Consider the following 21,862-nt stretch of genomic DNA (forward strand, 5'->3'; position numbering starts at 1 on the left):
CCATTAATTTCTCATTATTACCAATCATCACATTATGATTTCAAAAGAACAAATCATCAAACGTTTCACGAGTTATGTTACCGTTGACACAGAGTCTGATCCTTCGTCTAACGAAACACCAAGTACAGCAAAACAATGGAATTTAGCCAACAAACTTGCTGATGAACTCAAGAGTATTGGTATGCAAGAGGTGAGTATTGATGAGCACGCCTATATCATGGCTACATTACCAAGTAATGTTGATCATGAAGTTCCAACCATAGGATTTATTTCGCATTTTGACACCTCTCCTGATTTTACTGGTGCAAATGTTAAACCGCAAATTGTGGAATGTTATGATGGTAAAGACATTATTCTAAATGAAGCGGAAAATATCATATTATCTCCAGATTATTTTGAAGACTTATTACAATATAAGGGACAAACTTTAATTACTACAGATGGGACTACCCTTTTGGGTGCGGATGATAAAGCCGGTATTTGCGAAATCGTTTCAGCGATTGAATATTTAATAAATCATCCAGAAATTAAACACGGAACTATAAAAGTAGGTTTCACACCAGATGAAGAGATTGGAAGAGGGGCTCATAAATTTGATGTAGCTAAATTTGGCGCTGATTGGGCGTATACCATGGATGGTAGTCAAATTGGAGAACTTGAATATGAGAATTTTAATGCCGCCGGAGCGGTAATAAGAGTGCAGGGGAAAATTGTACACCCTGGTTATGCAAAAGGAAAAATGATAAACTCCATGTATATCGCAACAGAGTTTATTAACTCGCTTCCTAGAATGGAAACACCTGAGCACACTGAAGGCTATCAAGGCTTCTTTCATTTACATGATATATCTGGTAATGTTGAAGAAACGACTTTAGAATATATTATAAGAGACCACGATAAAGGTCATTTTGAAGCACGCAAAGAAGTGATGATGAAACTCACCAAAGAACTTAATCAGCAATACGGACGAGAAGTTATTACTACAGAAATTAAGGACCAATATTACAATATGCTTGAAAAAATCAAACCAGTAATGCATATCGTTGATTTGGCGGAAGAAGCCATGATTCAAGTAGGAATCAAACCCTTAATTAAAGCAATTCGTGGTGGTACTGATGGTTCTCAACTCAGCTATATGGGGCTTCCTTGCCCAAACATATTTGCTGGAGGTCACAATTTTCATGGACGCTATGAATATGTTCCTGTAGAAAGTATGATTAAAGCTACTGAAGTAATATGCAAAATTGCGGAATTAGTTGCAGCTAAAGATAATTAAGGTTGACTTATTTTTAAACCTTTGTAAAATAGAATTCTACACAACTTTTTAGTCCAGCACCAGAAGCTTTCTTTTGATTTTTACTAAATTTATAACTCGTTATTTAGCTATTAATCAAACACCTATTACACAATATAAAAAATAAAAAATTCACTTTGTCAGGAGAAAGATTATGTGTGGGCTTTTCTAGTGGCGACAATGTTAGTGACTTGTTTAAATCCCCTGGAGAATTTCAAGGAGGCACTATTGAAGGTGTAGATGGTGCGGTTGAAGGCAAACCTTATATAGATTTGGAAGCAGAAGCTAAACGCATTATGATGACACCATAGTTTTATTTTAAGCAAATGATAAAAAGGGGAACACAAATGTTTCCTTTTTTTATATCTTCAATATGCCATCTTAAGCCATGGTTAAATCTCTAAAAACGCGTTAAGTCCTAAATTATGAGCTGCCTAAATTAATTTTATTGGTTATATTTAAATGATCTTTTGATAAACTATGAAAAAAGTGAATTCCGTTGAAGAATATATTGAATTGCATGAAAACTTTAGTGATGCTCTAACCCTTTTGCGCGCGGTAATACTTAAGACTGAATTAAAGGAGCATATTAAATGGGGTGCCCCAGAGTATTCTATTAATAATAAAAATGTAATTAGTTTAGGGGCTTTCAAAAATCACTTGGCCATCTGTTTTTTTAATGGGGTCTTTTTAACAGACCCATATAACCTAATAAAAAATATTGAGGAAGGAAAAACAAAAGCCATGCGTCAAATACGTTTTAACTCAATTGAGGATATAAATACCAACATTATAAACACCTATATACTTGAAGCCATTCAAAATCAAAAACTAAATAAGGAGATAAAACCTGACCGCACAAAAAAGCAAGTTGTCATACCATCTGAACTTCAAACAATGCTTAACTCTGATAAAACATTGAACAATTGTTTTGAATCCTTGTCAAACTCAAAACAAAGAGAGTATTGTGAATATATTATGACGGCTAAACGAGAATCTACAAAGCAAAATAGAATAAGCAAAATTATTCCTTTGATTAGTGCATCTAAGGGACTATACGACAAGTACAAAAACTGTTAATTAAAAAATATAACAATGAAACTAAATAATATTCTTGAAAACGTTGGAAACACGCCGACAGTAAGGTTAAGTAAATTATTTCCAGATGCCAATGTTTGGATGAAACTAGAAAAATCGAATCCTGGAGGTAGTATAAAAGATAGAATAGCCCTTGCCATGATTGAAGATGCTGAAAAAAAGGAATTGATATCAAAAAAGACGGACATTATTGAACCTACATCTGGTAATACAGGGGTGGGTTTAGCTATGGTATGCGCTGTTAAAGGATACAAGCTTACTTTGGTTATGCCTGAATCAATGTCTATTGAAAGACGCGCTCTCATGGCCGCCTATGGGGCAAACCTTGTTTTAACGCCTAAGGAAGAAGGTCTTGGAGGTACCATAGCAAAGGCCAATGAACTGGTAGAAAATAATAAAAATGCTTGGATGCCTTCCCAATTTACTAATCAGGCTAACCCAGAAATTCATAGGCAGACCACAGCAAAAGAAGTACTAAAAGATTTCTCAACCGGCCTTGACTATTTAATCACTGGTGTAGGAACAGGGGGACATATTACAGGTATGTCTGAAGTTTTAAAAGCGACCTTTCCTAATTTAAAAGTATTTGCCGTTGAGCCAAAGGATTCAGCAGTCCTTTCAGGCGGTGAGGCTGGTCCTCACCCACTTCAAGGTATTGGTCCGGGCTTCTTTCCAGAAGTATTAAATAGAGAGACCTTGGATGGTGCTATACCTATAACTAAAGAAGAGGCGTTTTCTGAAGTTCAAAACATAGCAAAAACAGAAGGTATTTTAGTAGGAATTTCTTCAGGGGCATCCTTGGCTGCTGTTAGAAAAAAACTATCCGATTTTAAATCAACAGATGTTATTCTTACCATGAATTATGACACTGGAGAACGGTACTTATCCATTGATGGTCTGTTTTAATACATTTCTAGAGTTAATATAAAAACAAAAAGAGCTTCCATAATTGGAAGCTCTTTTTGTTTCTAACCTAAGGTTAATTATTACTTAGCTGGCGCATTGAGTTTTGTACTCATTTCCATTGAAATTGAGGACTTGTCAAATTTAAGTTTTCCTGCCATAGTCTCAATAACACAGCTATTATCTTTATCATTTAACTCAGCAATCTTGCCATGCAAACCACTTTTAGTTATCACTCTATCACCGCGTTTTAATTCAGCCGCAAATTTCTTTTCTTTTTTTGCTCTTTTCATTTGTGGTGCAATCATAAAGAAATACACTACTACAAACATTAATACAAACGGCAATAAACTACCTATTCCTTCTCCCATTTTAATTTAAATTTAGCTTTTAGCTTGTTGGTTTTGCTTTGTTCGGGTCTGGCTTAACAAAAGCCGTAATTTTAACTACCTCTGAACCTTTTTCTGTATTGGCCGTAACAGTAATTGTTTTTGTTATTTTATTAGATCCACTACCATTAAATTTAACCGTAAATTTTCCAGATGCTCCAGGTGCTAATGGCTCTCTGCTCCAATCTTGAGGAACTGTACATCCACAAGAACTTTTAATATCAGTAATTACTAATGGTGCATCACCAGAATTAGTATAGCTAAAGGTAGTCTCTACTGCAGCTCTAGATTCTATTTCTCCAAAATCATGTTCCTTTTTGTCAAATTCAATAACTGGAAATTTAGAAGCACTTGCATCACGCTCAGCTGCTGCTGCCACATTACTTGCTTCGATTTTTTTTGCTGCATTTTCTTTACATGAGGTAAAGGCAACTAAACATAAGGCACCTAATCCTAAAATTAATTTGTTCATGGTCTTAAATTTTAAATTTTTCGTTGGTAAAAATAGGAATTATTTGGTCTATTAAAAATTTTTGTATTGTTCTTAACAGAATTTTACATTAAACCTCTACCTATCTTATTTAATTCGCCTGAGGCTTCATATTCTTTAACAATTTTATCCAAGATTCCATTAATAAAGATGCTACTCTTTGGTGTTGAATATTCTTTTGAAATTTCTAGATACTCATTAATGGTAACCTTTACAGGGATAGATGGAAAGTTTTTCAATTCGCATATGGCCATTTGTAAAAGCACATAATCAACATTAGCAATACGCTCGGCATCCCAGTTTTTTGTTTTTTGTTCTATCTCCTTATTTAGGGCTGTTCTGTTTAAAAGCGTTTTTCTAAATAAATCAATAGCAAACTGCTTATCCTCAATGTCTTTATATAATTTAGGTATAAAATAGCTATCAACAGTTGATGCTTTAGCTTTCCTCAAAAGTTTCAAAATTGTAGTATTTACAGTAGGCAGATCATCTAACCAAGTTAGGTTCTTATCTTCTAGATAATCATAGAGTTTATCATTTGGTGCAATAATCTCTTTAAATATATCTACAACAAAATCTTTATCTTCCTTAAAATCAGACACTCTAGTTTCCATGTATTCACTATACAATTCACTAGCCACAATAGCCTTAAAAATCACATCCACATATTCCCCATCTAATTCCCAGTTGAATATTTTGTGTGTCTCCAATTGTTCCTTTAAACCTTGATTATCCTTTAAAAGTGCAAGTAATTGGTTATTAACAAACTTTTTATTGGGATCTTTATCCTCTTTAGTTGCTAGGTGTTTGTTTTGTTTCTTTTTTAAGTCGTTTTCAGCTCTTTTCTGTACTTCAATTAATAGTGATAATAATAAAAGATACAAATTATACATATTGTCTATACTAAAAAGTAAAAACCTCTGATCTTTTGCTAAATCATCACTCTCACTGCCTTTAAAAGCATATAAAGTTTGCATTACTTTTACACGAATATGTCGTCTGTTTAACATCATTACAAAGAACTTTAATTAAAAAAAACTAAAAGTATTTCATTTATTCTGGCGCAAAAATAACACTATATTTAAAAATATTTAGCTAATTATTCATTTTATTGTAACCGCTATACTTTAAGCTATTTTTAACAAATAGCAGTTCCGTTCAATAAACATACTTATCAATTATGCCCTATATTTGTCCTTCTTTTTACAATCGAATAAATGATAGAATTACGGCATTTAAATAAATACTTCTTAAAATATAAAACACATCTTATTATTGGTATCATTATTACCATTGTGGCCAGAATATTTTTGTTGTATACACCAAGATATGTAAAAGAAATCTTTGTAATTATTGAAACTTATTTTAAGGACGATATTTCTATAGCTACCGTGAAATCTGAATTAATGGAAGTTATATTATTAATAATTGGAGCTGCAATCATTGGTGGTATTCTCACCTTTTTTATGAGGCAAACCATTATTAACGTGTCTCGTTATATTGAGTTTGATCTAAAGAATGAGATTTATGAACAATATCAAAAACTCTCCTTAAATTTTTACAAAAAAAACAGAACAGGAGATTTAATGAATAGAATCACTGAAGATGTTGGTAGGGTAAGAATGTATGCAGGACCAGCCATTATGTATAGTATTAATACTATTGCTCTGTTTGTTATAGTCATTATTTATATGATTAGTGCGTCGCCAAAATTGACACTTTACACCATACTACCATTACCTATTCTTTCTGTTATAATTTACAAATTAAGCAAGGAAATACATAAGCGTAGTACCATAGTGCAGGAGTATCTATCAAAACTATCTACATTTACTCAAGAATCTTTTAGTGGGATATCGGTTATAAAAGCCTACGGTATTGAACCGCAAACCTCGGTTAACTTTAAAACATTAGCGGCCGAAAGTAAAGAAAAACAAATAGACCTCACCAAAGTACAAGCGTGGTTTTTCCCTATGATGATTTTACTTATTGGCACCAGTAATTTACTTGTCATTTATGTAGGTGGTACACAATACATAAATGGGGAAATAGAAAGCATTGGTACTATAGCTGAATTTATAATATATGTAAACATGCTTACTTGGCCAGTGGCTACCGTTGGCTGGGTAACATCTATCGTGCAACAAGCGGAAGCTTCACAAAAAAGAATTAATGAGTTTTTAAAAATAGAGCCCGAGATTAAAAACAATACAAAAACGCATACAGAAATAACAGGTGATATAAGTTTTAGAGATGTTTACTTTACATATGATGACACCAACATTCTAGCATTAAAAGGTGTTAGTTTTGATATTAAACAAGGTGAAACCATAGCTATATTAGGAAAAACTGGGTCTGGAAAATCTACTATTCTTGATTTAATTGGTAGACTTTATGATGTGGATAAAGGTTCAATTGTGGTCAATCATACGGCAATTGATCAACTTAATTTAAACGAATTAAGAAATAGTATTGGATATGTGCCTCAAGATGCCTTTTTATTTTCAGATAGCATAAAAGTTAATATTAAATTTGGTAATCAAGATGCTACGGATGATGAAGTCATTGCAGCAGCTAAAAATGCCCAAGTACACAAAAACATCATTAAGTTTAATAAAGGTTATGATACTGTTCTCGGCGAGCGTGGTATTACACTTTCGGGTGGACAAAAACAACGTGTATCCATAGCAAGGGCCATTCTTAAATCGCCTAAAATTCTTTTATTTGATGATTGTCTATCTGCTGTTGACACTGAGACTGAAGAAAAAATCCTTACGAATCTTAATAAAATTTCAAAGGGTAGAACGTCTATTATTGTTAGTCACAGGGTCTCTTCAGCTAAAAATGCTGACAAAATTATTGTATTAGAAGATGGCGAAATTGTGCAAGAAGGTACCCATGAGAAACTGATTACTATTGATGGCTATTACAAAGACCTTTATTTAAAACAATTAAGCGAAAACACATCGAAATAAACATAACCTATTGTCCAATAATATTTTACAAAAAATTACATTTAATAAACAATTAGTAAAATCAATGTTTTAAAAAGAAACTATAAAAATTGTTGTTTAGTTACGTTTTTTTATGGATTTTTGATAAACAAATGAAATTGTTTAAACTAAAATTCAACTATGTATAATAACGGTATGATGGAGAAAGAGGAAATTTTTTCAAAAGTATTAAGAGCAGGACGTCGCACTTATTTTTTTGATGTAAGAGCTACAAAGGCAGAGGATTATTACTTAACGATTACAGAAAGTAAAAAATTCACTAATGATGACGGATCATTTCATTACAAAAAGCATAAAATATATATTTACAAAGAAGACTTTTCAGAATTTAAAGAGATTCTTGCTGAAATGACTGACTATATCATTAATGAAAAAGGCGATGAGGTTATAAGTGAACGTCATCAAAAAGATTTCAAGAAAGACTATAATACTAATGAAGATGAGGTTGTAGCTGAAGTTAAAACAAAAACACCTGAAAGTTTCACGGATATTGATTTTGATGATATCTAATTAAAACATAAATATTACTAAAAACCGTTGCATCAGTATGTAACGGTTTTTTTTTGCCTATAGATTCACTTCAAAATTGCTATTAATAAAAAACCACTAATGATTCGAAACAATCTAACAGGCTTCAAATACCTCGGGCATACTTCAGAAAACAACTATAACTTTATGGTTCCTAGTGCCAATAATAAAACGAATACTATATACGGCAATATAGCCCCAAAGCCAACTATTGAACCTAGAACCATGAATACAATAAGCAGATAAAGTGGAAATATGGTAATAGCCATGGCGAACCTAAACGTAGACAGAAACTCCTTTTCCTTAACTTTCGGTTCAGCAATAAACTTCCAAATTAGGTACGGCGGTAGTGTATTACATATTAGTAAAAACTTAAATATTTTACTGAGTGTACTTAAGCTATTCTTTTTTCCAACCGTACAATTAACAAAATTTGACGCCAAACATTGATTTACGCGATGTGGATCCAGAAAATCAACCCGTAATGCCTCTAATCTTTCAAGTTTATTTTTATAGTCATCATTAGGAATATGTGTTGTTAAGTTAGAAATTTCAAATTGCACTTTTGTTTTCAGCTCTGCTACGCCATTGTTCCTATTCTTAACCATATAATCTTTTGCCTGAATGGGCTCTCCAAAATAAATAGCACATTCATCCGGGAATTTACTGGGATTCCTAAAGTTTAACCCGACAGGAACCAACTGTAAATTGATATTGGGATATTTCTCTAAAGTATCCATTATAATACGTGTAAACCCCTTACTTAACGGTCTTACTGTTCTTTTTAAATTATGATTGCCCTCTGGAAATATAACAACCGTTTCATTATTATTCAACAATTTAGAACAAGTCTCAAAAATGACATTATTATTGGATAAATTACTCCAACCATCTCGAATCCTATATACTGGCAACATTTGTAAACTTTTTAAAACTGCAGTTATGACAGGCTTATTAAATACTGCTGCTCTGGTCAAAAAATAAGCAAAACGGTCACATTTTACAGCTATAATTAAGGCATCTAGCAAAGCATTTTGGTGATTACTTAAAAGTAAAACCGGTTGTTTTTTAGGAATATGAGCCACATCAAAAACGTGTATTTTCTTAAAGTAGAAGAATAATCCCAGACTCACATAGGATTTAATAAAAGTCAACCAAATAATTTTCACTTTACTTCATTTTTGTTAGACCAATATAGCGCTAATAATAACCCAGAAATAATGTGCCAAATACCCCAAAAGGCAGCTAAAATAGCCATGCCTCCTAAACCATCAAAAAAAGTAAAAATCAGTAATAAACCAAGTCCTGAATTTTGAATACCTGTTTCTATGGCTAAGGTTTTTCTGTTTTTAAAAGACAAACAAAATAATCGGGCAACCGAATATCCTAAAAGAATAGCTATAATATTATGTAATATTCCAATAGTTAAAACATGGTGAATATAAGTATTAAAAACATCCAGGTTTTTGGAAAAGGCAATAATAACAATCGCGACAAAAATAAGTATAGACAAAGGCTTCAAGACCTTCGATATTCTTAAAGCCAACAATTCATATTTATATCTCAATAACATGCCTAAAATCAAAGGAATCCCCAAAATCAAAACAACTAGCTTAATTAGCTCATATGAATTCAATTGAACAGTACGTAATATTTCAGCGGTAGGCCCATACAAGCCGCTGTAAAACTGAAAATTAAAGGGTGTCATTACTATCGCTAAAAATGTTGCGATGGCAGTTAGGCTAATTGAAAGCGCCGTATTACCTTTTGCCATATGTGTCATAAAATTAGAAATATTACCTCCTGGGCAGGCTGCAACCATAAACATTCCTAAGGCAATACTTGGTTGTGGTTGTAATAAAACGACCAAAATGAATGTAATAAATGGCAATAAAACGAATTGACTTAAAACACCAATTAAAACTGGTTTTGGTTGTTTTCTTAGCGCACTAAAATCATCAAAAGTTATCCCTAATGCCACGCCAAACATTACTATACCTAAGGCTATATTTAAAACCCATAAACCATTACTGTCAAAGTTAATTCTAACCTTATCTAATTCTTGCATAAATCAATTTACCGGGGTTCCATTTTTTACTTCTGAATTCGGCTTCAAAAGTATAACCTTTTTGCCATCTACTGCTCCCAAAACCAAACATTCACTCATATATTTACCAATTTGTTTTCTTGGAAAGTTGACTATTGCTATAATCTGTCTTTGAACCAAATCCTCTTTTTTATAAAGTGTGGTAATTTGAGCGGAGGTCTTTTTGATGCCCAATGGACCAAAGTCAATGGTCATTTTATAGGCTGGCTTTCTGGCTTCTGGAAAGTCATAAACTTCAAGAATAGTGCCTACCCTAAAGTCTATTTTCTTAAATTCTTCAAAAGATATTATATCTTGCATTGCTTAAAAATACAAATAATCACGAACTTTGAATAAAATTCTAAACTATGGCACGTACACAATCAAATATGCTTCCTCTTGGAACAAAAGCACCTCATTTTAATTTACAAGATACAGTATCAGGAGAACATGTGAGTCTAAACGATCTAAAAGGCAATATAGGCACAGTCATTATGTTTATATGCAACCACTGCCCTTTCGTGATTCATGTTAATAAAGAACTGGTTGCATTATCTAATGACTATATTTCAAAAGGTATTTCATTTGTGGCTATTTCAAGTAATGATGCTATTAATTATCCACAAGATTCACCTGATAAAATGAAAGTGCATGCAGAAGTTGAGAACTATGCGTTTCCATATTTATACGATGAAACCCAGGAAGTAGCGAACGCCTATAATGCGGCATGTACACCAGATTTTTATATTTTTGATAAGGATTTGGAATTAGTTTATAGGGGGCAACTTGATGATTCCAGACCTGGCAATAATCTGCCTGTGAACGGAAAAGACTTAAGACATGCTTTAGATTGCCTACTAGAGAATAAACAAAATACGGTCAATCAAAAACCTAGTATTGGCTGTAACATAAAGTGGAAAAATTAGCGCAAATGTAACTGCCAAATGCCAACATTTTGCCATGCCTCAAATTTGAAGCCTACTTCTTTTAACAGAGCTACATTTTTAAACCCGAATTTTTCATGCAGTTTAACACTAGCCTCATTAGGAATTGTAAGAACGCCCAAAACGGTGTGAAGTTCAGTTCGTTTTAGTTCTTCTAAAAGTTGAGCATATAATTTTGAACCTATCCCCTTACCTTGAGCCCCATGCTTTACATACACTGTAGATTCGGCGACATAATTATAAGCTGGTTTAGGTCTGAATCGGCTGCCATAGGCAAATCCTAAAATTTCATCATCCACCTCAAAAACAATAAAGGGATAATCTTTATTGATATGATTTAACTTGTTAATAAACGCATCAATTGATAGCGGTTCAATATCAAAAGTCACTGTAGTATGAAGTACATAATAATTATAAATATCTAATAATGCCTGAGCATCATTTAAATGCACCGATCTAATCATCTAAAGCCAACCTTTTCGTTTCATTAAATTCTCAATATGTGCATAATGATGATTGCTATGCCATGCGTAATTACCAATATTATAAACAAGTTTGACTTCATCATTCGTTTCGGGATGAATAAAACTTTTTTTCAAGTCTTCTGACGAACATTTTTTTATCAAATACACTAATTTGAAATGAATAGCCTTTATATGGTCTAAAGACATCCCAATTGGCGCCGTCTTGGAATCTACTAACTCTGCCCAGCGATCTTCAAAATAAGCCTTAATAACCGGCTTATCTTCGGTTAAAGCCCATTTAAAGCGAGTATAACTGTGATGATGACTATCTGAAATATGATGAACAACTTGTCTTATTGTCCAACCACCCGCTCTGTAAGGTGTATCCAGCTGTTCATTGTTTAGTCCTTTAACGAGATGCTCTAATCGACTTGGAAAATGTTCTAAAATTGAAATCCAGTCTTCAAGATGTTGCTTTGTAATTGGGTTTGGACAAGTAAACTGTCCAATAGGGTATTTAAGTTTTTCTATTTCTTGATTTATCATACTTACAAATATAAGAATGACTACGCAATTTCAAGAGATTCAGTTCGTACCCAATGCACTGCAGAAAATAAAGAATCAAAATGCATTATTTTTTCCTTAAAAAATAATTGTTCTACTAATAGATTAAGCTTACTCATTTGACTGTTAGAAACTACATAATAGCCCTTTAGACCATATTGCTGTTTAAAAAACTTTAACCAATCTATGGCCACTACCGAATATGAATGAATACGGTTTGATATATAAATGAGTTCAGTCCCATCAGTGCCAAGGAAACAAGTGATATCATCAACAATATATTTTGCATGATTATTCCAACTAAAATTAACCCCTTGTTTAATTTCTGATATAATGAAACCATCAAAAATGAATACATCCGCAAAGGAATAATTCAATTCTTTTAAAACCTTAGGATATAAATTGGTCTGCTTTACACTTTTCACCACGCGAAATTACGGTAATACACTAATAAGGAAAAATAAAGTCGTTAAATAATAAAAAAAACGGTCTATAAGTGTGAATACTATAAAAAAATAGAAAAGCACCTACAAAATAGGTGCTTTTCTATTATAATTGCTTTAAAAATTTTCAACTTTAGATTTAACTAAGTTGTTCGCCTTACAGTTTTGACAAATCAAAAAAGGCTTCGGTTTTACTTTACACCTACCAACTCCACGTCAAAAATTAAAGTAGCATCGGGAGGAATAACCCCTCCAGCTCCTGCACTACCGTATCCTAAATGACTAGGAATTACTAATCGTGCTTTCGATCCAACATTTAAAAGTTGAATACCTTCATCCCATCCCGGAATAACTTGTCCAACACCTAAAGGAAAATCAATAGGTTCATTACGCTTATAAGATGAATCAAATACAGTGCCGTCAGATAATTGCCCTTTATAATGCACTGAAACTGTTTTTCCCTTTTCTGCTTTCACCCCATCACCTTCTTGAAGAATTTGATAACGTAATCCACTATCTGTACTTTTGAATCCAGCAGCAATTTTATCCAATTCAGCTTCTGCCGCAGCTTTAGCTTCTGCCAATCTTTTTTCCCTTGATCCCTCAAAAGTTCTAAATGACTCAATGGCATTATAGGCTTCGGCTTCTTCACCAACACGCACAATTTCTAATGATTCTATTTTATCACCTTGAGCAATAGCATCAACCACATCTTGCCCTTTTTCAACTTTTCCAAAAACGGTATGTTTATTATCCAACCAAGGCGTTTCAACATGTGTGATAAAAAACTGACTCCCATTTGTTCCGGGACCAGCATTTGCCATAGACAATACTCCAGGACCGTCATGTTTTAAATCTGAGTGAAATTCATCATCAAATTGATAACCTGGATTACCTGCTCCAGACCCTTGTGGACAACCACCCTGGATCATAAAATCAGGAATTACTCTGTGAAATTTTAAGCCATCGTAATATGGTGTACCCTGAGGTTTTACAGAGTTTTCCAAATTTCCTTCTGCTAATGCTACAAAGTTACCAACTGTTCCTGGTGTTTTTTTGTATTCCAGAGCTACCAAGATTTCTCCTTTTGTTGTATTAAATTTTGCGTATAATCCGTCTTGCATGATTCTAATTTTTAAGAAAGTGCAAAGATATGAAACTAAGTGAGAAGTATGAATATTGCTTTAAGAAGTATTTATGGAAAAAAAAATGTTTTAACACCGAAGGACTTTTTGATATAAATAGAGAAAAGAAAATCCATCGTAAAAAACACTATTCCTTTTGTTGTAGAAATCTTGCGCAAAATTGGTTCTCATTGCTCCCTATTAAGTAACCTATAGACCATGGCCCAAAAGCCTCCAAATTCATATGTAATTATAACGACTGACAAATAACGTCCTTGAATGCACCTTCAGGCCTATTAAATTTTAAGATTGGGGAAATCAACCTATATAAAGGGCCATTAATTAGCTACCTCACTAATGAACTTAATTCTATATAATCGCAGTTCTTCATCATCATAATCTCCATCAAACTCATCAATAGCATCGTTAATATTATCAGAATCTGATTCCATAAAATACTCATGAATCTCTTCCTGTTGATCTTCGTCTAGAATATCATGGAGCCAATAATCAATATTTAATTTTGTACCAGAATATACTATGACCTCCATTTCTTTGATGAATTCTTCCATAGTCATACCCTTTGAAGCTGCAATATCATCAAGAGGTAATTTTCTATCTACATTCTGAATGATATACAATTTATTAGCGGAGTTACTGCCGGTTGATTTTACAACCAAATCATCCGGGCGAACAATATCGTTTTCCTCTACATATTTGGCTATAAGATTAACAAAGTCTTTTCCGTACTTTTTAGCCTTACCATCGCCTACCCCATGCACGTTACCTAGCTCTGCTAAACTTATGGGATATTTTAATGCCATATCTTCTAAAGAAGGGTCTTGAAAAATAACAAATGGCGGTACACCTAGTTTTTTTGCGTTCTTTTTTCGCAAATCCTTTAACATACCCATTAGAACAGAATCTGCAATCGCCGGACCCGCTTTTGCCGCTGTTATAATAGTACCATCTTCTTGCTCTCCTTCAAAAATATGATCTTCAGTCATCATAAAAGATTCAGGTTTCTTAATAAATGCTTTACCTGAGTCCTTAAGTTTTATAACGCCATAAGTTTCAATATCTTTCCTTAAATATCCAGAAACCAAAACCTGTCTAAGAAGCGCCATCCAGTATTTGTTATCCTTTCCTTTCCCACTCCCAAAGAAAGGTTGTTCATTCGTTTTGTGCGAATTAATTAAAGCATTTTCCTTACCAATAATAACATTAACTAAATCTTTTGACTTATATTTTTCATTGGTCTTACTAATAATTTCTAATAATAATTTCACATCATCTTTAGCCTCAGTCTGCTTCTTAGGGAATCTAACATTATCATCCATATCGCCACCTTCTCCAGTAGCGTTATCAAACTCCTCTCCAAAATAATGTAAAATAAACTTTCGCCTTGAAATAGATGTTTCGGCAAATGCAACAACTTCTTGCAATAAAGCTTGACCAATTTCTTGTTCAGCAACAGGTTTGCCTGACATGAATTTCTCTAACTTTTCAATATCCTTGTAGTTGTAAAATGCTAAACAATGCCCTTCTCCGCCATCTCTACCAGCTCTACCTGTTTCTTGATAATAACTCTCAATACTCTTAGGAATATCATGATGAATCACAAATCGGACATCAGGTTTATCAATACCCATTCCAAAAGCAATAGTTGCGACCACAACGTCTACATCCTCCATTAAAAATTTATCTTGATGACTAGACCTTGTCTTTGCATCCAACCCGGCATGATATGGCACGGCATTTATGCCATTTACCTGTAAAACTTGAGCCAAACCTTCAACCCGTTTTCTACTTAGGCAATAAATAATTCCCGATTTCCCTTCATGCTGTTTTATAAATCTAATAATATCAGCATCAACATCTTTAGTCTTCGGTCTTACCTCATAATACAGATTGGGTCTATTAAATGATGCTTTGAACGTTTTGGCATTGCCAATACCTAAATTTTTAATTATATCCTCCTGAACTTTTGGAGTAGCAGTAGCCGTAAGACCTACTATTGGAATGTGCTCTCCAATACGCTTTATTATATGTCTTAAATTCCTGTATTCTGGTCTAAAATCATGTCCCCATTCGCTTATACAGTGTGCTTCATCTATAGCCATAAATGAAATTTTTACTGTACGCAAAAACTCTACATTCTCTTCCTTGGTTAACGATTCAGGCGCAACATATAATAGTTTTGTCACACCATTAACGATATCTTCCTTAACTTGTTTTATTTCAGTTTTATTAAGTGAAGAGTTTAAAACATGAGCAACACCATTCTCTTTTGAAATTCCTCTTATGGCATCTACTTGGTTTTTCATTAAAGCAATTAACGGCGATACAACTATTGCTGTACCTTCCTGCATTAATGCTGGCAATTGGTAGCACAGTGATTTACCGCCACCTGTAGGCATTATAACGAATGCGTGTTTTCCTGATAAAATGGTTTCAACTACATCTTCTTGCAACCCCTTAAACTTTGTAAATCCAAAGTATTTTTTAAGTGCAGCGTGTAATTCTTCTTTTGCTATTAACATCAATTTTTAAAAAAAATTTATTACTAATTAAACTTCAAAAAATACAATAAATTGTTACCTACAAATTAATATTGTATTTCAAGACCCCTCATTTTTTTTTCCTTAGTTTTGTAGCTAAATTATAATAATGTTCAATTTCATTATCACTAAAGATAATAAATTCTTTAAACATCAAACCAAAAATAGTAAATTTTGAAAGAGAATGTATCTATTATTGAAATAGCCAAGGACACCATAAAAATGGAAAGTAATTCTATTTCAAATTTAACTACTTTACTCACCAATGATTTTTCAGAGGCGGTAAAACTTATTTACGATTCAAAAGGCCGAGTTATCATAACAGGCGTTGGTAAAAGTGCTATTATTGCAAACAAAATTGTGGCTACCTTAAACTCTACAGGGACGCCCTCTGTATTCATGCATGCTGCCGATGCAATTCATGGTGACTTGGGTCTAATTCTTGAAGACGATGTTGTTATTTGCATTTCTAAAAGTGGCAATACGCCAGAAATAAAGGTACTTGTTCCGTTAATTAAAAGTGCAAAAAATAAAATGATTGCCATAACAGGAAACGTGGAATCATTTTTAGGCAAACAAGCCGATTATGTATTAAATACATTTGTTGAAAAAGAAGCTTGCCCTAACAATCTAGCCCCTACAACGAGCACCACTGCTCAACTAGTCATGGGAGACGCGTTAGCCGTATGCTTATTAAAATTAAGAGGGTTTACAAGTAAAGATTTCGCTAAGTATCATCCAGGCGGTGCTTTAGGTAAAAAATTATACTTAAGAGTACATGATATTTCCTCTGCAAATGAAAAACCACAGGTAACCGCAGAGACAAGTATTAAAGATGTTATTATTGAAATATCGAACAAAATGTTGGGTGTAACTGCAGTCACAGAAAATGATAAGGTTATAGGCATTGTTACGGATGGTGATTTAAGACGAATGCTAAGCACAGTGCCCGATTTTTCAAAATTAAAAGCTAAAGATATCATGGGTAAAAACCCCATATGTATAGATGTTGACGCCATGGCTGTAGATGCTTTAGAGATTATGGAAAACAATGATATTTCTCACTTATTAGTAGAAGACAACGGTAAATACAAAGGTGTTGTACACTTACATCATTTAATAAAAGAAGGTATAATATAATGGCAAAAAAAGATATTAATGAGATGTCTTTTTTAGACCATCTAGAGGATTTACGCTGGCATTTAATAAGAATTTGTTTGGCCGTAGTTATAGTGGCTACCTTTGCCTTTATTTTTAGCCGATTTATTTTTGACTCGATAATTTTCGCACCGCTAGACATGAGTTTTCCAACTTATGACATGTTGTGTAAAACGTCTAATTTAATAGGTATTGACACAACCTTTTGTGCCGAAGAAATGCCCATGATATTACAAAACAGAACTATGGCAGGTCAGTTTTCAGCTGATATTTGGACTGCCATATTAGGCGGTTTTATTATATCTTTCCCTTATGTTATTTACCAACTTTGGAAATTTATTAGTCCAGGTTTACACAGTAATGAGCGGAAACATTCACGTGGCTTTATAATTATTTCTTCATGTCTATTTTTCATTGGCGTACTTTTTGGGTATTTCATTGTAACGCCATTGTCTTTAAACTTTTTAGCTAACTATAGCATTTCAACTAAAGTGGACAACCAAATAGATATTAGCTCCTATATTGCGCTTGTTAGATCTTCAGCTTTGGCATCAGGTTTAATTTTTGAGTTACCCATAATAATTTACTTTTTAACAAAAATAGGTTTGGTTACTCCTGCGGTTTTAAGAAAGTATAGAAAATATGCCTTGGTAATAGTACTTATACTATCGGCTATAATTACACCACCAGATATAGCGAGTCAAGTTATAGTGGCCATACCAATTCTAATTCTTTATCAAGTAAGTATTTATATTTCTAAAATTGTTGTTAGAAATCAAGAAAGAGCAGAAAAAAAACAAGCCTAACATGGCAGGAATAGTATTTTTTTTTGTGAAATAGAAATGAAACTGATTAAAAGAAACGTTTTGTATTTCTTTAAATATCTTGGATTTACAACATAGTCAGAAAGTATACAATTTCAAGAGAAATAGACCGTTATACGGAATATATTATTTTTACAATTAATATAATTTCACGTTATTGCAATTATGATTTTAAAAGCTGACAATTTAATGAAGTCCTATGGAGGACGTAAAGTGGTAAAGGATGTTTCTCTTGAAGTTCATCAAGGTGAAATTGTAGGTCTTTTGGGACCTAATGGCGCAGGAAAAACCACTTCCTTTTATATGATAGTTGGCTTAATTAAGCCTAATGGAGGCCATATTTACTTAGATAGCACTGAGATTACTAAATACCCTATGTACAAACGCGCACAAAATGGTATAGGCTATTTAGCTCAGGAAGCTTCCGTTTTTAGAAAATTAAGTATTGAGGATAATATTTTGAGCGTATTGCAACTAACGAAACTGAGTAAAAAGGAGCAAGAATACAAAATGGAATCTTTAATAGACGAGTTTAGTTTAGGTCACATTAGAAAAAGTAGAGGGGATTTATTATCTGGAGGCGAAAGAAGACGTACCGAAATTGCTAGAGCGCTTGCTACGGATCCCAATTTTATTCTCTTAGATGAACCGTTTGCAGGGGTTGACCCCGTTGCTGTTGAAGACATTCAGCGAATTGTAGCACAACTTACCAAAAAAAACATAGGCATTCTTATTACCGATCACAACGTTCAAGAAACACTAGCCATTACAGACAGAACCTATTTAATGTTTGAAGGCAGTATTCTTAAGGCAGGTAAGCCAGAAGAACTTGCCGATGATGAAATGGTAAGAAAAGTATATTTAGGTCAAAACTTTGAGCTTCGTAGGAAGAAGGTCCGCGACTAAAGAACATTAGGTCCTGTCGCTATATTAGCCTATTTCAAAAGCTTTCAGCTGAAAGTTTTACTATTATCTTTCCCATAAATTTCTAGTCCTTATCCAATAAAGCAACGTTTTATTGCTATAGGACCACTGCCTGAATACTCCTATTTAATCGTTTAATGTAATCTCTACAATTCAAAATATCTTGTTTATAAGTTGTATATATAACTAAATTTATTATATCTTTATGATATCAAAATAATATCATTTTAAATCCATACGCTATGAAAGAAGAAAAAAAGATTACACCCGCCAACGGCTACTTAATGCTATTTGTGTTTTTCTTGTTATTTATTGGAGGTATTATAGCTTTGGTGATCAGTAAAAATTTCACTTTTCTAATATCCATATTTATGGCCATCCTTATCGCACCAGGATTTATAATGGTACAACCGAACAATTCGAGGGTTTTACTTCTCTTTGGTAAATACGTAGGCACCATAGATATAAACGGTTTCTATTGGACCAATCCGTTTTACACAAAGAAGAAGATATCTTTAAGAGCGAGTAATTTTGACAGTGAACGTTTAAAAGTGAACGATAAACTGGGAAATCCTATTATGATTAGTACCATTTTAGTTTGGCGTGTAAAAGACACCTATAAAGCGGCTTTCGATGTGGATAATTTCGAAAATTTTGTACGTGTACAAACTGATGCTGCGGTGCGTAAACTAGCCAGTATGTATCCCTATGATAATTTTGCTGATGAAGGTCACACTGAAGACATTACATTAAGATCAAGTGTAAATGAAGTTAGCGAGGCATTAGAGAAAGAGATTCATGAACGATTGTCTATTGCTGGAATTGAAGTTTTGGAAGCCAGAATAGGCTATCTCGCTTATGCTCAAGAAATAGCAAACGCTATGTTAAAAAGACAACAAGCAACGGCAATAGTCGCTGCAAGACATAAAATTGTTGAGGGCGCCGTTAGCATGGTAGAGATGGCACTCGAGGCACTTGGAAAAAAACAAATAATAGACCTAGATGAAGAACGAAAAGCTGCTATGGTTAGTAATTTAATGGTTATTCTTTGTGGAGACAAAGACGCTTCCCCTGTGTTAAACACTGGCACTTTGAACCAATAAATAACAGCTTTGTGACAATTTATTAAACTTGACTATGGCCAAAAAGAAGGCTTTTGCATTACGGTTAAATGAAGATATGATGAAGGCCATTGAAAAATGGGCCTCTGATGAATTTCGCAGCACTAATGGTCAAATTGAATGGATCCTTAATGAAAGCCTTAAAAAGGCTAAACGTTTGCCAAAAAACAAGAAAACAGAATAAAAACTTCAATTATTAACTCTAGCCTGATGATATTGAAATATTCAAGTTATTCTAAGCTAATCGCTTCTTAATAAAGCTAAACGCATTTACAATTAATAATGCGCCAAAACCTACTAGTAAGCCAACTATAAAATCTCTTAAAAAACTGGGTATAGCAATTAAGAAGTGATGAAAAAAATCAATATTATGAACAAATATACCGCCCGAAACTAATAATAATGCAATAGTTCCGATTACGGATAAACTTTTAATCACCCATGGCAACGTATTAATTAATAGATTCCCCGTTAAATATGACACACTTCTTTTATTATTATTCTTTTTAACGAGTTTCAAACCAAAATCATCCATTCTAACAATTAGCGCCACAATACCATAAACACCAACGGTAGCAATAATCGCAACTATTGAAACAACCATAATTTGAAACAATATAGGTTTACCTATAACGGTTCCCAGCGCTATAATCACTATTTCAACAGATAAAATAAAATCCGTAAAAATAGCCGATTTCACTTTTGCTTTTTCCTCAAGCATCATTTCCTCTTCTGATAAATTTAAGTTGACATCACCGGCTTCATCCTGAAGATTTTTGTCATCCCTCCTATGTAAGATAAAATGATAAATTTTTTCCACGCCCTCATAAGCCAAATAAACCCCACCTAAGATTAATGCTAAGGTAACTCCCCAAGGCGCAAAGGCACTAAGTAAAAAAGCTATTGGCAAAATAATAAGCTTATTAAGCGCAGAACCTTTTGTAATGGCCCACAACACTGGTAATTCCCTTGACGCAAGGAACCCTGTAGCTTTTTCGGCATTTACCGCTAAATCATCACCAAGAATACCTGCTGTTTTCTTAGTGGATATTTTACTCATTACCACCACATCATCCATTAAAGCAGCAATATCATCTAGTAGTGCAAAAAAACCTGACGCCATTTATTTTGTAGTTAAATTATCTAAGACCGACATTAATATATAAAGCAATATAATTACAGGAATCGCAGCAAATTTTAAAACAACGAGGAGCACAACACATAAAATCATAAAAATGTAACGCGTGCTATTATCCTTAAAATTGAACGTCTTAAATTTTAAAGCAAAAAGCTTAATACCTGAATTTAATATATAAGAGCTCACTAGCGTTAAGCCTATTAAAAACCATTTATTAAGAATGATTGAATTTATCGAATCATTATTTTGAAATTCCAATATTAGAGGCAGAGAGAGAATTAATAAGGCATTTGCCGGCGTAGGCAGCCCTTTAAAATAAGCTTGTTGCTCATCGTCTAAATTAAACACAGCTAATCGGTAAGCTGAAGCAAGTGTTATAAGAAGGCCTAGGGAAGGTAACCATGGAACACTATAGTCATTGGCCATTCCCGTAACAGTCCAGTCTGAAATAGAAAGTTCCAATAATTTAAACATCACAATTCCGGGAACCAAACCACTAGTCACCATATCTGCCAATGAATCAAGTTGCAACCCTAATTCACTTGAAACATTAAGTTTTCTCGCAGCAAAACCATCAAAAAAATCAAAGAAAATTCCTAGAAAAACAAACAAAGCAGAGGCAACAAAATTGTTATTTACAGCTAAAATAACGGCTATACTACCACAGAAAAGATTTAAAAGTGTCAAAATATTCGGAATGTGCTTTTTCATCTAGCCGTACTTACAGTTTTAAAATAGTTGAGTTTAAACAAGATATTCTTGCATAAACCACCACCATATTGAGAATATATTTTG

General features: G+C 33.4%; 25 protein-coding genes. 12 read left to right on the forward strand and 13 right to left on the reverse strand.

Annotation, left to right across the window (positions count from 1 at the left end):
• Nucleotides 1-34: 34 nt before the first annotated feature.
• The 4 genes from pepT to cysK all read left to right on the forward strand — a co-directional run bounded on the left by pepT (nucleotide 35) and on the right by cysK (nucleotide 3,298).
• On the forward strand, nucleotides 35-1,276 hold the full coding sequence (pepT, locus tag IE051_RS08865; RefSeq protein ID WP_189360433.1) for a peptidase T: 1,242 nt from the start codon (nucleotides 35-37) through the stop codon (nucleotides 1,274-1,276).
• Between the two features lie 155 nt (nucleotides 1,277-1,431).
• Nucleotides 1,432-1,605, forward strand: coding sequence for a hypothetical protein (locus IE051_RS08870; protein WP_189360434.1), 174 nt, complete (start codon nucleotides 1,432-1,434; stop codon nucleotides 1,603-1,605).
• Nucleotides 1,606-1,774: 169 nt separating this feature from the next.
• Nucleotides 1,775-2,374 (forward strand): YdeI/OmpD-associated family protein, encoded by a 600-nt coding sequence (locus IE051_RS08875; protein ID WP_189360435.1) that lies wholly within the window; start codon nucleotides 1,775-1,777, stop codon nucleotides 2,372-2,374.
• A gap of 15 nt (nucleotides 2,375-2,389) precedes the next feature.
• The gene (gene cysK, locus IE051_RS08880) at nucleotides 2,390-3,298 is read left to right on the forward strand and encodes a cysteine synthase A (protein WP_189360436.1); all 909 of its coding nucleotides are present in this window, start codon (nucleotides 2,390-2,392) and stop codon (nucleotides 3,296-3,298) included.
• An 80-nt stretch (nucleotides 3,299-3,378) separates the two neighbouring features.
• Here the strand turns inward: cysK and yajC are convergent, their stop codons facing one another.
• The 3 genes from yajC to nusB form a co-directional block, all read right to left on the reverse strand.
• Nucleotides 3,379-3,666 (reverse strand): preprotein translocase subunit YajC, encoded by a 288-nt coding sequence (gene yajC, locus IE051_RS08885; RefSeq protein ID WP_189360437.1) that lies wholly within the window; start codon nucleotides 3,664-3,666, stop codon nucleotides 3,379-3,381.
• 19 nt (nucleotides 3,667-3,685) lie between these two features.
• Nucleotides 3,686-4,156, reverse strand: a complete 471-nt coding sequence (locus IE051_RS08890; RefSeq protein WP_189360438.1) for a DUF1573 domain-containing protein — start codon at nucleotides 4,154-4,156, stop codon at nucleotides 3,686-3,688.
• Between the two features lie 83 nt (nucleotides 4,157-4,239).
• Nucleotides 4,240-5,187 (reverse strand): transcription antitermination factor NusB, encoded by a 948-nt coding sequence (gene nusB, locus IE051_RS08895; RefSeq protein ID WP_229796765.1) that lies wholly within the window; start codon nucleotides 5,185-5,187, stop codon nucleotides 4,240-4,242.
• A 204-nt stretch (nucleotides 5,188-5,391) separates the two neighbouring features.
• On the opposite strand from nusB, the gene IE051_RS08900 reads away from it, so the two are divergent.
• Nucleotides 5,392-7,149: an ABC transporter ATP-binding protein gene (locus tag IE051_RS08900; protein ID WP_189360439.1), complete on the forward strand. Its 1,758-nt coding sequence runs from the start codon at nucleotides 5,392-5,394 to the stop codon at nucleotides 7,147-7,149.
• A 159-nt stretch (nucleotides 7,150-7,308) separates the two neighbouring features.
• Nucleotides 7,309-7,698, forward strand: a complete 390-nt coding sequence (locus IE051_RS08905) for a PUR family DNA/RNA-binding protein (RefSeq protein ID WP_189360440.1) — start codon at nucleotides 7,309-7,311, stop codon at nucleotides 7,696-7,698.
• A 155-nt stretch (nucleotides 7,699-7,853) separates the two neighbouring features.
• Here the strand turns inward: IE051_RS08905 and IE051_RS08910 are convergent, their stop codons facing one another.
• The 3 genes from IE051_RS08910 to IE051_RS08920 are packed head-to-tail and all read right to left on the reverse strand — an operon-like array spanning nucleotide 7,854 to nucleotide 10,123.
• Nucleotides 7,854-8,885 carry a 1-acyl-sn-glycerol-3-phosphate acyltransferase gene (locus tag IE051_RS08910; protein WP_229796766.1) on the reverse strand — a complete coding sequence of 344 codons (1,032 nt, stop codon included), beginning with the start codon at nucleotides 8,883-8,885 and terminating at the stop codon, nucleotides 7,854-7,856.
• On the reverse strand, nucleotides 8,882-9,784 hold the full coding sequence (locus tag IE051_RS08915; RefSeq protein ID WP_189360441.1) for a bile acid:sodium symporter family protein: 903 nt from the start codon (nucleotides 9,782-9,784) through the stop codon (nucleotides 8,882-8,884). The genes IE051_RS08910 and IE051_RS08915 overlap by 4 nt, the downstream gene beginning before the upstream one ends.
• A 3-nt stretch (nucleotides 9,785-9,787) precedes the next feature.
• On the reverse strand, nucleotides 9,788-10,123 hold the full coding sequence (locus tag IE051_RS08920) for a tRNA-binding protein (RefSeq protein WP_189360442.1): 336 nt from the start codon (nucleotides 10,121-10,123) through the stop codon (nucleotides 9,788-9,790).
• A 47-nt stretch (nucleotides 10,124-10,170) separates the two neighbouring features.
• Between IE051_RS08920 and IE051_RS08925 the strand changes: the two genes are divergently transcribed.
• A complete protein-coding gene (locus IE051_RS08925; protein WP_189360443.1) occupies nucleotides 10,171-10,728 on the forward strand; it encodes a thioredoxin family protein in 558 nt (185 codons plus the stop codon).
• Here the strand turns inward: IE051_RS08925 and IE051_RS08930 are convergent.
• The 5 genes from IE051_RS08930 to IE051_RS08950 all read right to left on the reverse strand — a co-directional run bounded on the left by IE051_RS08930 (nucleotide 10,725) and on the right by IE051_RS08950 (nucleotide 15,884).
• Entirely contained in the window at nucleotides 10,725-11,210 is a 486-nt protein-coding gene (locus IE051_RS08930) for a GNAT family N-acetyltransferase (RefSeq protein ID WP_189360444.1), read from the reverse strand. The genes IE051_RS08925 and IE051_RS08930 overlap by 4 nt on opposite strands.
• Nucleotides 11,211-11,756, reverse strand: a complete 546-nt coding sequence (locus IE051_RS08935; RefSeq protein ID WP_189360445.1) for a YfiT family bacillithiol transferase — start codon at nucleotides 11,754-11,756, stop codon at nucleotides 11,211-11,213.
• A gap of 20 nt (nucleotides 11,757-11,776) precedes the next feature.
• Nucleotides 11,777-12,202 (reverse strand): hypothetical protein, encoded by a 426-nt coding sequence (locus IE051_RS08940; RefSeq protein WP_189360446.1) that lies wholly within the window; start codon nucleotides 12,200-12,202, stop codon nucleotides 11,777-11,779.
• Nucleotides 12,203-12,408: 206 nt separating this feature from the next.
• The gene (locus IE051_RS08945) at nucleotides 12,409-13,341 is read right to left on the reverse strand and encodes a peptidylprolyl isomerase (protein WP_189360447.1); all 933 of its coding nucleotides are present in this window, start codon (nucleotides 13,339-13,341) and stop codon (nucleotides 12,409-12,411) included.
• A 338-nt stretch (nucleotides 13,342-13,679) separates the two neighbouring features.
• A complete protein-coding gene (locus IE051_RS08950) occupies nucleotides 13,680-15,884 on the reverse strand; it encodes an ATP-dependent DNA helicase RecQ (protein WP_189360448.1) in 2,205 nt (734 codons plus the stop codon).
• A 240-nt stretch (nucleotides 15,885-16,124) separates the two neighbouring features.
• On the opposite strand from IE051_RS08950, the gene IE051_RS08955 reads away from it, so the two are divergent.
• The 5 genes from IE051_RS08955 to IE051_RS08975 all read left to right on the forward strand — a co-directional run bounded on the left by IE051_RS08955 (nucleotide 16,125) and on the right by IE051_RS08975 (nucleotide 20,113).
• On the forward strand, nucleotides 16,125-17,042 hold the full coding sequence (locus tag IE051_RS08955) for a KpsF/GutQ family sugar-phosphate isomerase (RefSeq protein WP_189360858.1): 918 nt from the start codon (nucleotides 16,125-16,127) through the stop codon (nucleotides 17,040-17,042).
• Complete coding sequence (gene tatC / locus IE051_RS08960) at nucleotides 17,042-17,866, forward strand: twin-arginine translocase subunit TatC (RefSeq protein WP_189360449.1); 825 nt, start codon at nucleotides 17,042-17,044, stop codon at nucleotides 17,864-17,866. The genes IE051_RS08955 and tatC overlap by 1 nt, the downstream gene beginning before the upstream one ends.
• A 183-nt stretch (nucleotides 17,867-18,049) precedes the next feature.
• A complete protein-coding gene (gene lptB, locus IE051_RS08965) occupies nucleotides 18,050-18,790 on the forward strand; it encodes an LPS export ABC transporter ATP-binding protein (RefSeq protein WP_189360450.1) in 741 nt (246 codons plus the stop codon).
• Nucleotides 18,791-19,050: 260 nt separating this feature from the next.
• Entirely contained in the window at nucleotides 19,051-19,911 is an 861-nt protein-coding gene (locus tag IE051_RS08970) for an SPFH domain-containing protein (protein ID WP_189360451.1), read from the forward strand.
• Nucleotides 19,912-19,945: 34 nt separating this feature from the next.
• The gene (locus tag IE051_RS08975) at nucleotides 19,946-20,113 is read left to right on the forward strand and encodes a type II toxin-antitoxin system antitoxin (protein WP_189360452.1); all 168 of its coding nucleotides are present in this window, start codon (nucleotides 19,946-19,948) and stop codon (nucleotides 20,111-20,113) included.
• Nucleotides 20,114-20,164: 51 nt separating this feature from the next.
• Here the strand turns inward: IE051_RS08975 and IE051_RS08980 are convergent, their stop codons facing one another.
• Nucleotides 20,165-21,052: a DUF808 domain-containing protein gene (locus tag IE051_RS08980; RefSeq protein WP_189360453.1), complete on the reverse strand. Its 888-nt coding sequence runs from the start codon at nucleotides 21,050-21,052 to the stop codon at nucleotides 20,165-20,167.
• Nucleotides 21,053-21,778 carry a CDP-alcohol phosphatidyltransferase family protein gene (locus tag IE051_RS08985; RefSeq protein ID WP_189360454.1) on the reverse strand — a complete coding sequence of 242 codons (726 nt, stop codon included), beginning with the start codon at nucleotides 21,776-21,778 and terminating at the stop codon, nucleotides 21,053-21,055.
• Nucleotides 21,779-21,862: the final 84 nt, after the last annotated feature.

The sequence above is a fragment of the Algibacter mikhailovii genome (assembly GCF_014651495.1).
Taxonomy (GTDB): domain Bacteria; phylum Bacteroidota; class Bacteroidia; order Flavobacteriales; family Flavobacteriaceae; genus Algibacter_E; species Algibacter_E mikhailovii.

What these genes read in the sequence shown, in the direction of transcription:
- pepT (WP_189360433.1), top strand. Translation starts at nt 35, where the DNA reads ATGATTTCAAAAGAACAAATCATCAAACGTTTCACGAGTTATGTTACC.
- IE051_RS08875 (WP_189360435.1), top strand. Translation starts at nt 1,775, where the DNA reads ATGAAAAAAGTGAATTCCGTTGAAGAATATATTGAATTGCATGAAAAC.
- cysK (WP_189360436.1), top strand. Translation starts at nt 2,390, where the DNA reads ATGAAACTAAATAATATTCTTGAAAACGTTGGAAACACGCCGACAGTA.
- yajC (WP_189360437.1), bottom strand. Translation starts at nt 3,666, where the DNA reads ATGGGAGAAGGAATAGGTAGTTTATTGCCGTTTGTATTAATGTTTGTA.
- IE051_RS08890 (WP_189360438.1), bottom strand. Translation starts at nt 4,156, where the DNA reads ATGAACAAATTAATTTTAGGATTAGGTGCCTTATGTTTAGTTGCCTTT.
- nusB (WP_229796765.1), bottom strand. Translation starts at nt 5,187, where the DNA reads ATGATGTTAAACAGACGACATATTCGTGTAAAAGTAATGCAAACTTTA.
- IE051_RS08900 (WP_189360439.1), top strand. Translation starts at nt 5,392, where the DNA reads ATGATAGAATTACGGCATTTAAATAAATACTTCTTAAAATATAAAACA.
- IE051_RS08905 (WP_189360440.1), top strand. Translation starts at nt 7,309, where the DNA reads ATGTATAATAACGGTATGATGGAGAAAGAGGAAATTTTTTCAAAAGTA.
- IE051_RS08915 (WP_189360441.1), bottom strand. Translation starts at nt 9,784, where the DNA reads ATGCAAGAATTAGATAAGGTTAGAATTAACTTTGACAGTAATGGTTTA.
- IE051_RS08920 (WP_189360442.1), bottom strand. Translation starts at nt 10,123, where the DNA reads ATGCAAGATATAATATCTTTTGAAGAATTTAAGAAAATAGACTTTAGG.
- IE051_RS08925 (WP_189360443.1), top strand. Translation starts at nt 10,171, where the DNA reads ATGGCACGTACACAATCAAATATGCTTCCTCTTGGAACAAAAGCACCT.
- IE051_RS08930 (WP_189360444.1), bottom strand. Translation starts at nt 11,210, where the DNA reads ATGATTAGATCGGTGCATTTAAATGATGCTCAGGCATTATTAGATATT.
- IE051_RS08935 (WP_189360445.1), bottom strand. Translation starts at nt 11,756, where the DNA reads ATGATAAATCAAGAAATAGAAAAACTTAAATACCCTATTGGACAGTTT.
- IE051_RS08945 (WP_189360447.1), bottom strand. Translation starts at nt 13,341, where the DNA reads ATGCAAGACGGATTATACGCAAAATTTAATACAACAAAAGGAGAAATC.
- IE051_RS08950 (WP_189360448.1), bottom strand. Translation starts at nt 15,884, where the DNA reads ATGTTAATAGCAAAAGAAGAATTACACGCTGCACTTAAAAAATACTTT.
- IE051_RS08955 (WP_189360858.1), top strand. Translation starts at nt 16,125, where the DNA reads ATGGAAAGTAATTCTATTTCAAATTTAACTACTTTACTCACCAATGAT.
- tatC (WP_189360449.1), top strand. Translation starts at nt 17,042, where the DNA reads ATGGCAAAAAAAGATATTAATGAGATGTCTTTTTTAGACCATCTAGAG.
- lptB (WP_189360450.1), top strand. Translation starts at nt 18,050, where the DNA reads ATGATTTTAAAAGCTGACAATTTAATGAAGTCCTATGGAGGACGTAAA.
- IE051_RS08970 (WP_189360451.1), top strand. Translation starts at nt 19,051, where the DNA reads ATGAAAGAAGAAAAAAAGATTACACCCGCCAACGGCTACTTAATGCTA.
- IE051_RS08975 (WP_189360452.1), top strand. Translation starts at nt 19,946, where the DNA reads ATGGCCAAAAAGAAGGCTTTTGCATTACGGTTAAATGAAGATATGATG.
- IE051_RS08980 (WP_189360453.1), bottom strand. Translation starts at nt 21,052, where the DNA reads ATGGCGTCAGGTTTTTTTGCACTACTAGATGATATTGCTGCTTTAATG.
- IE051_RS08985 (WP_189360454.1), bottom strand. Translation starts at nt 21,778, where the DNA reads ATGAAAAAGCACATTCCGAATATTTTGACACTTTTAAATCTTTTCTGT.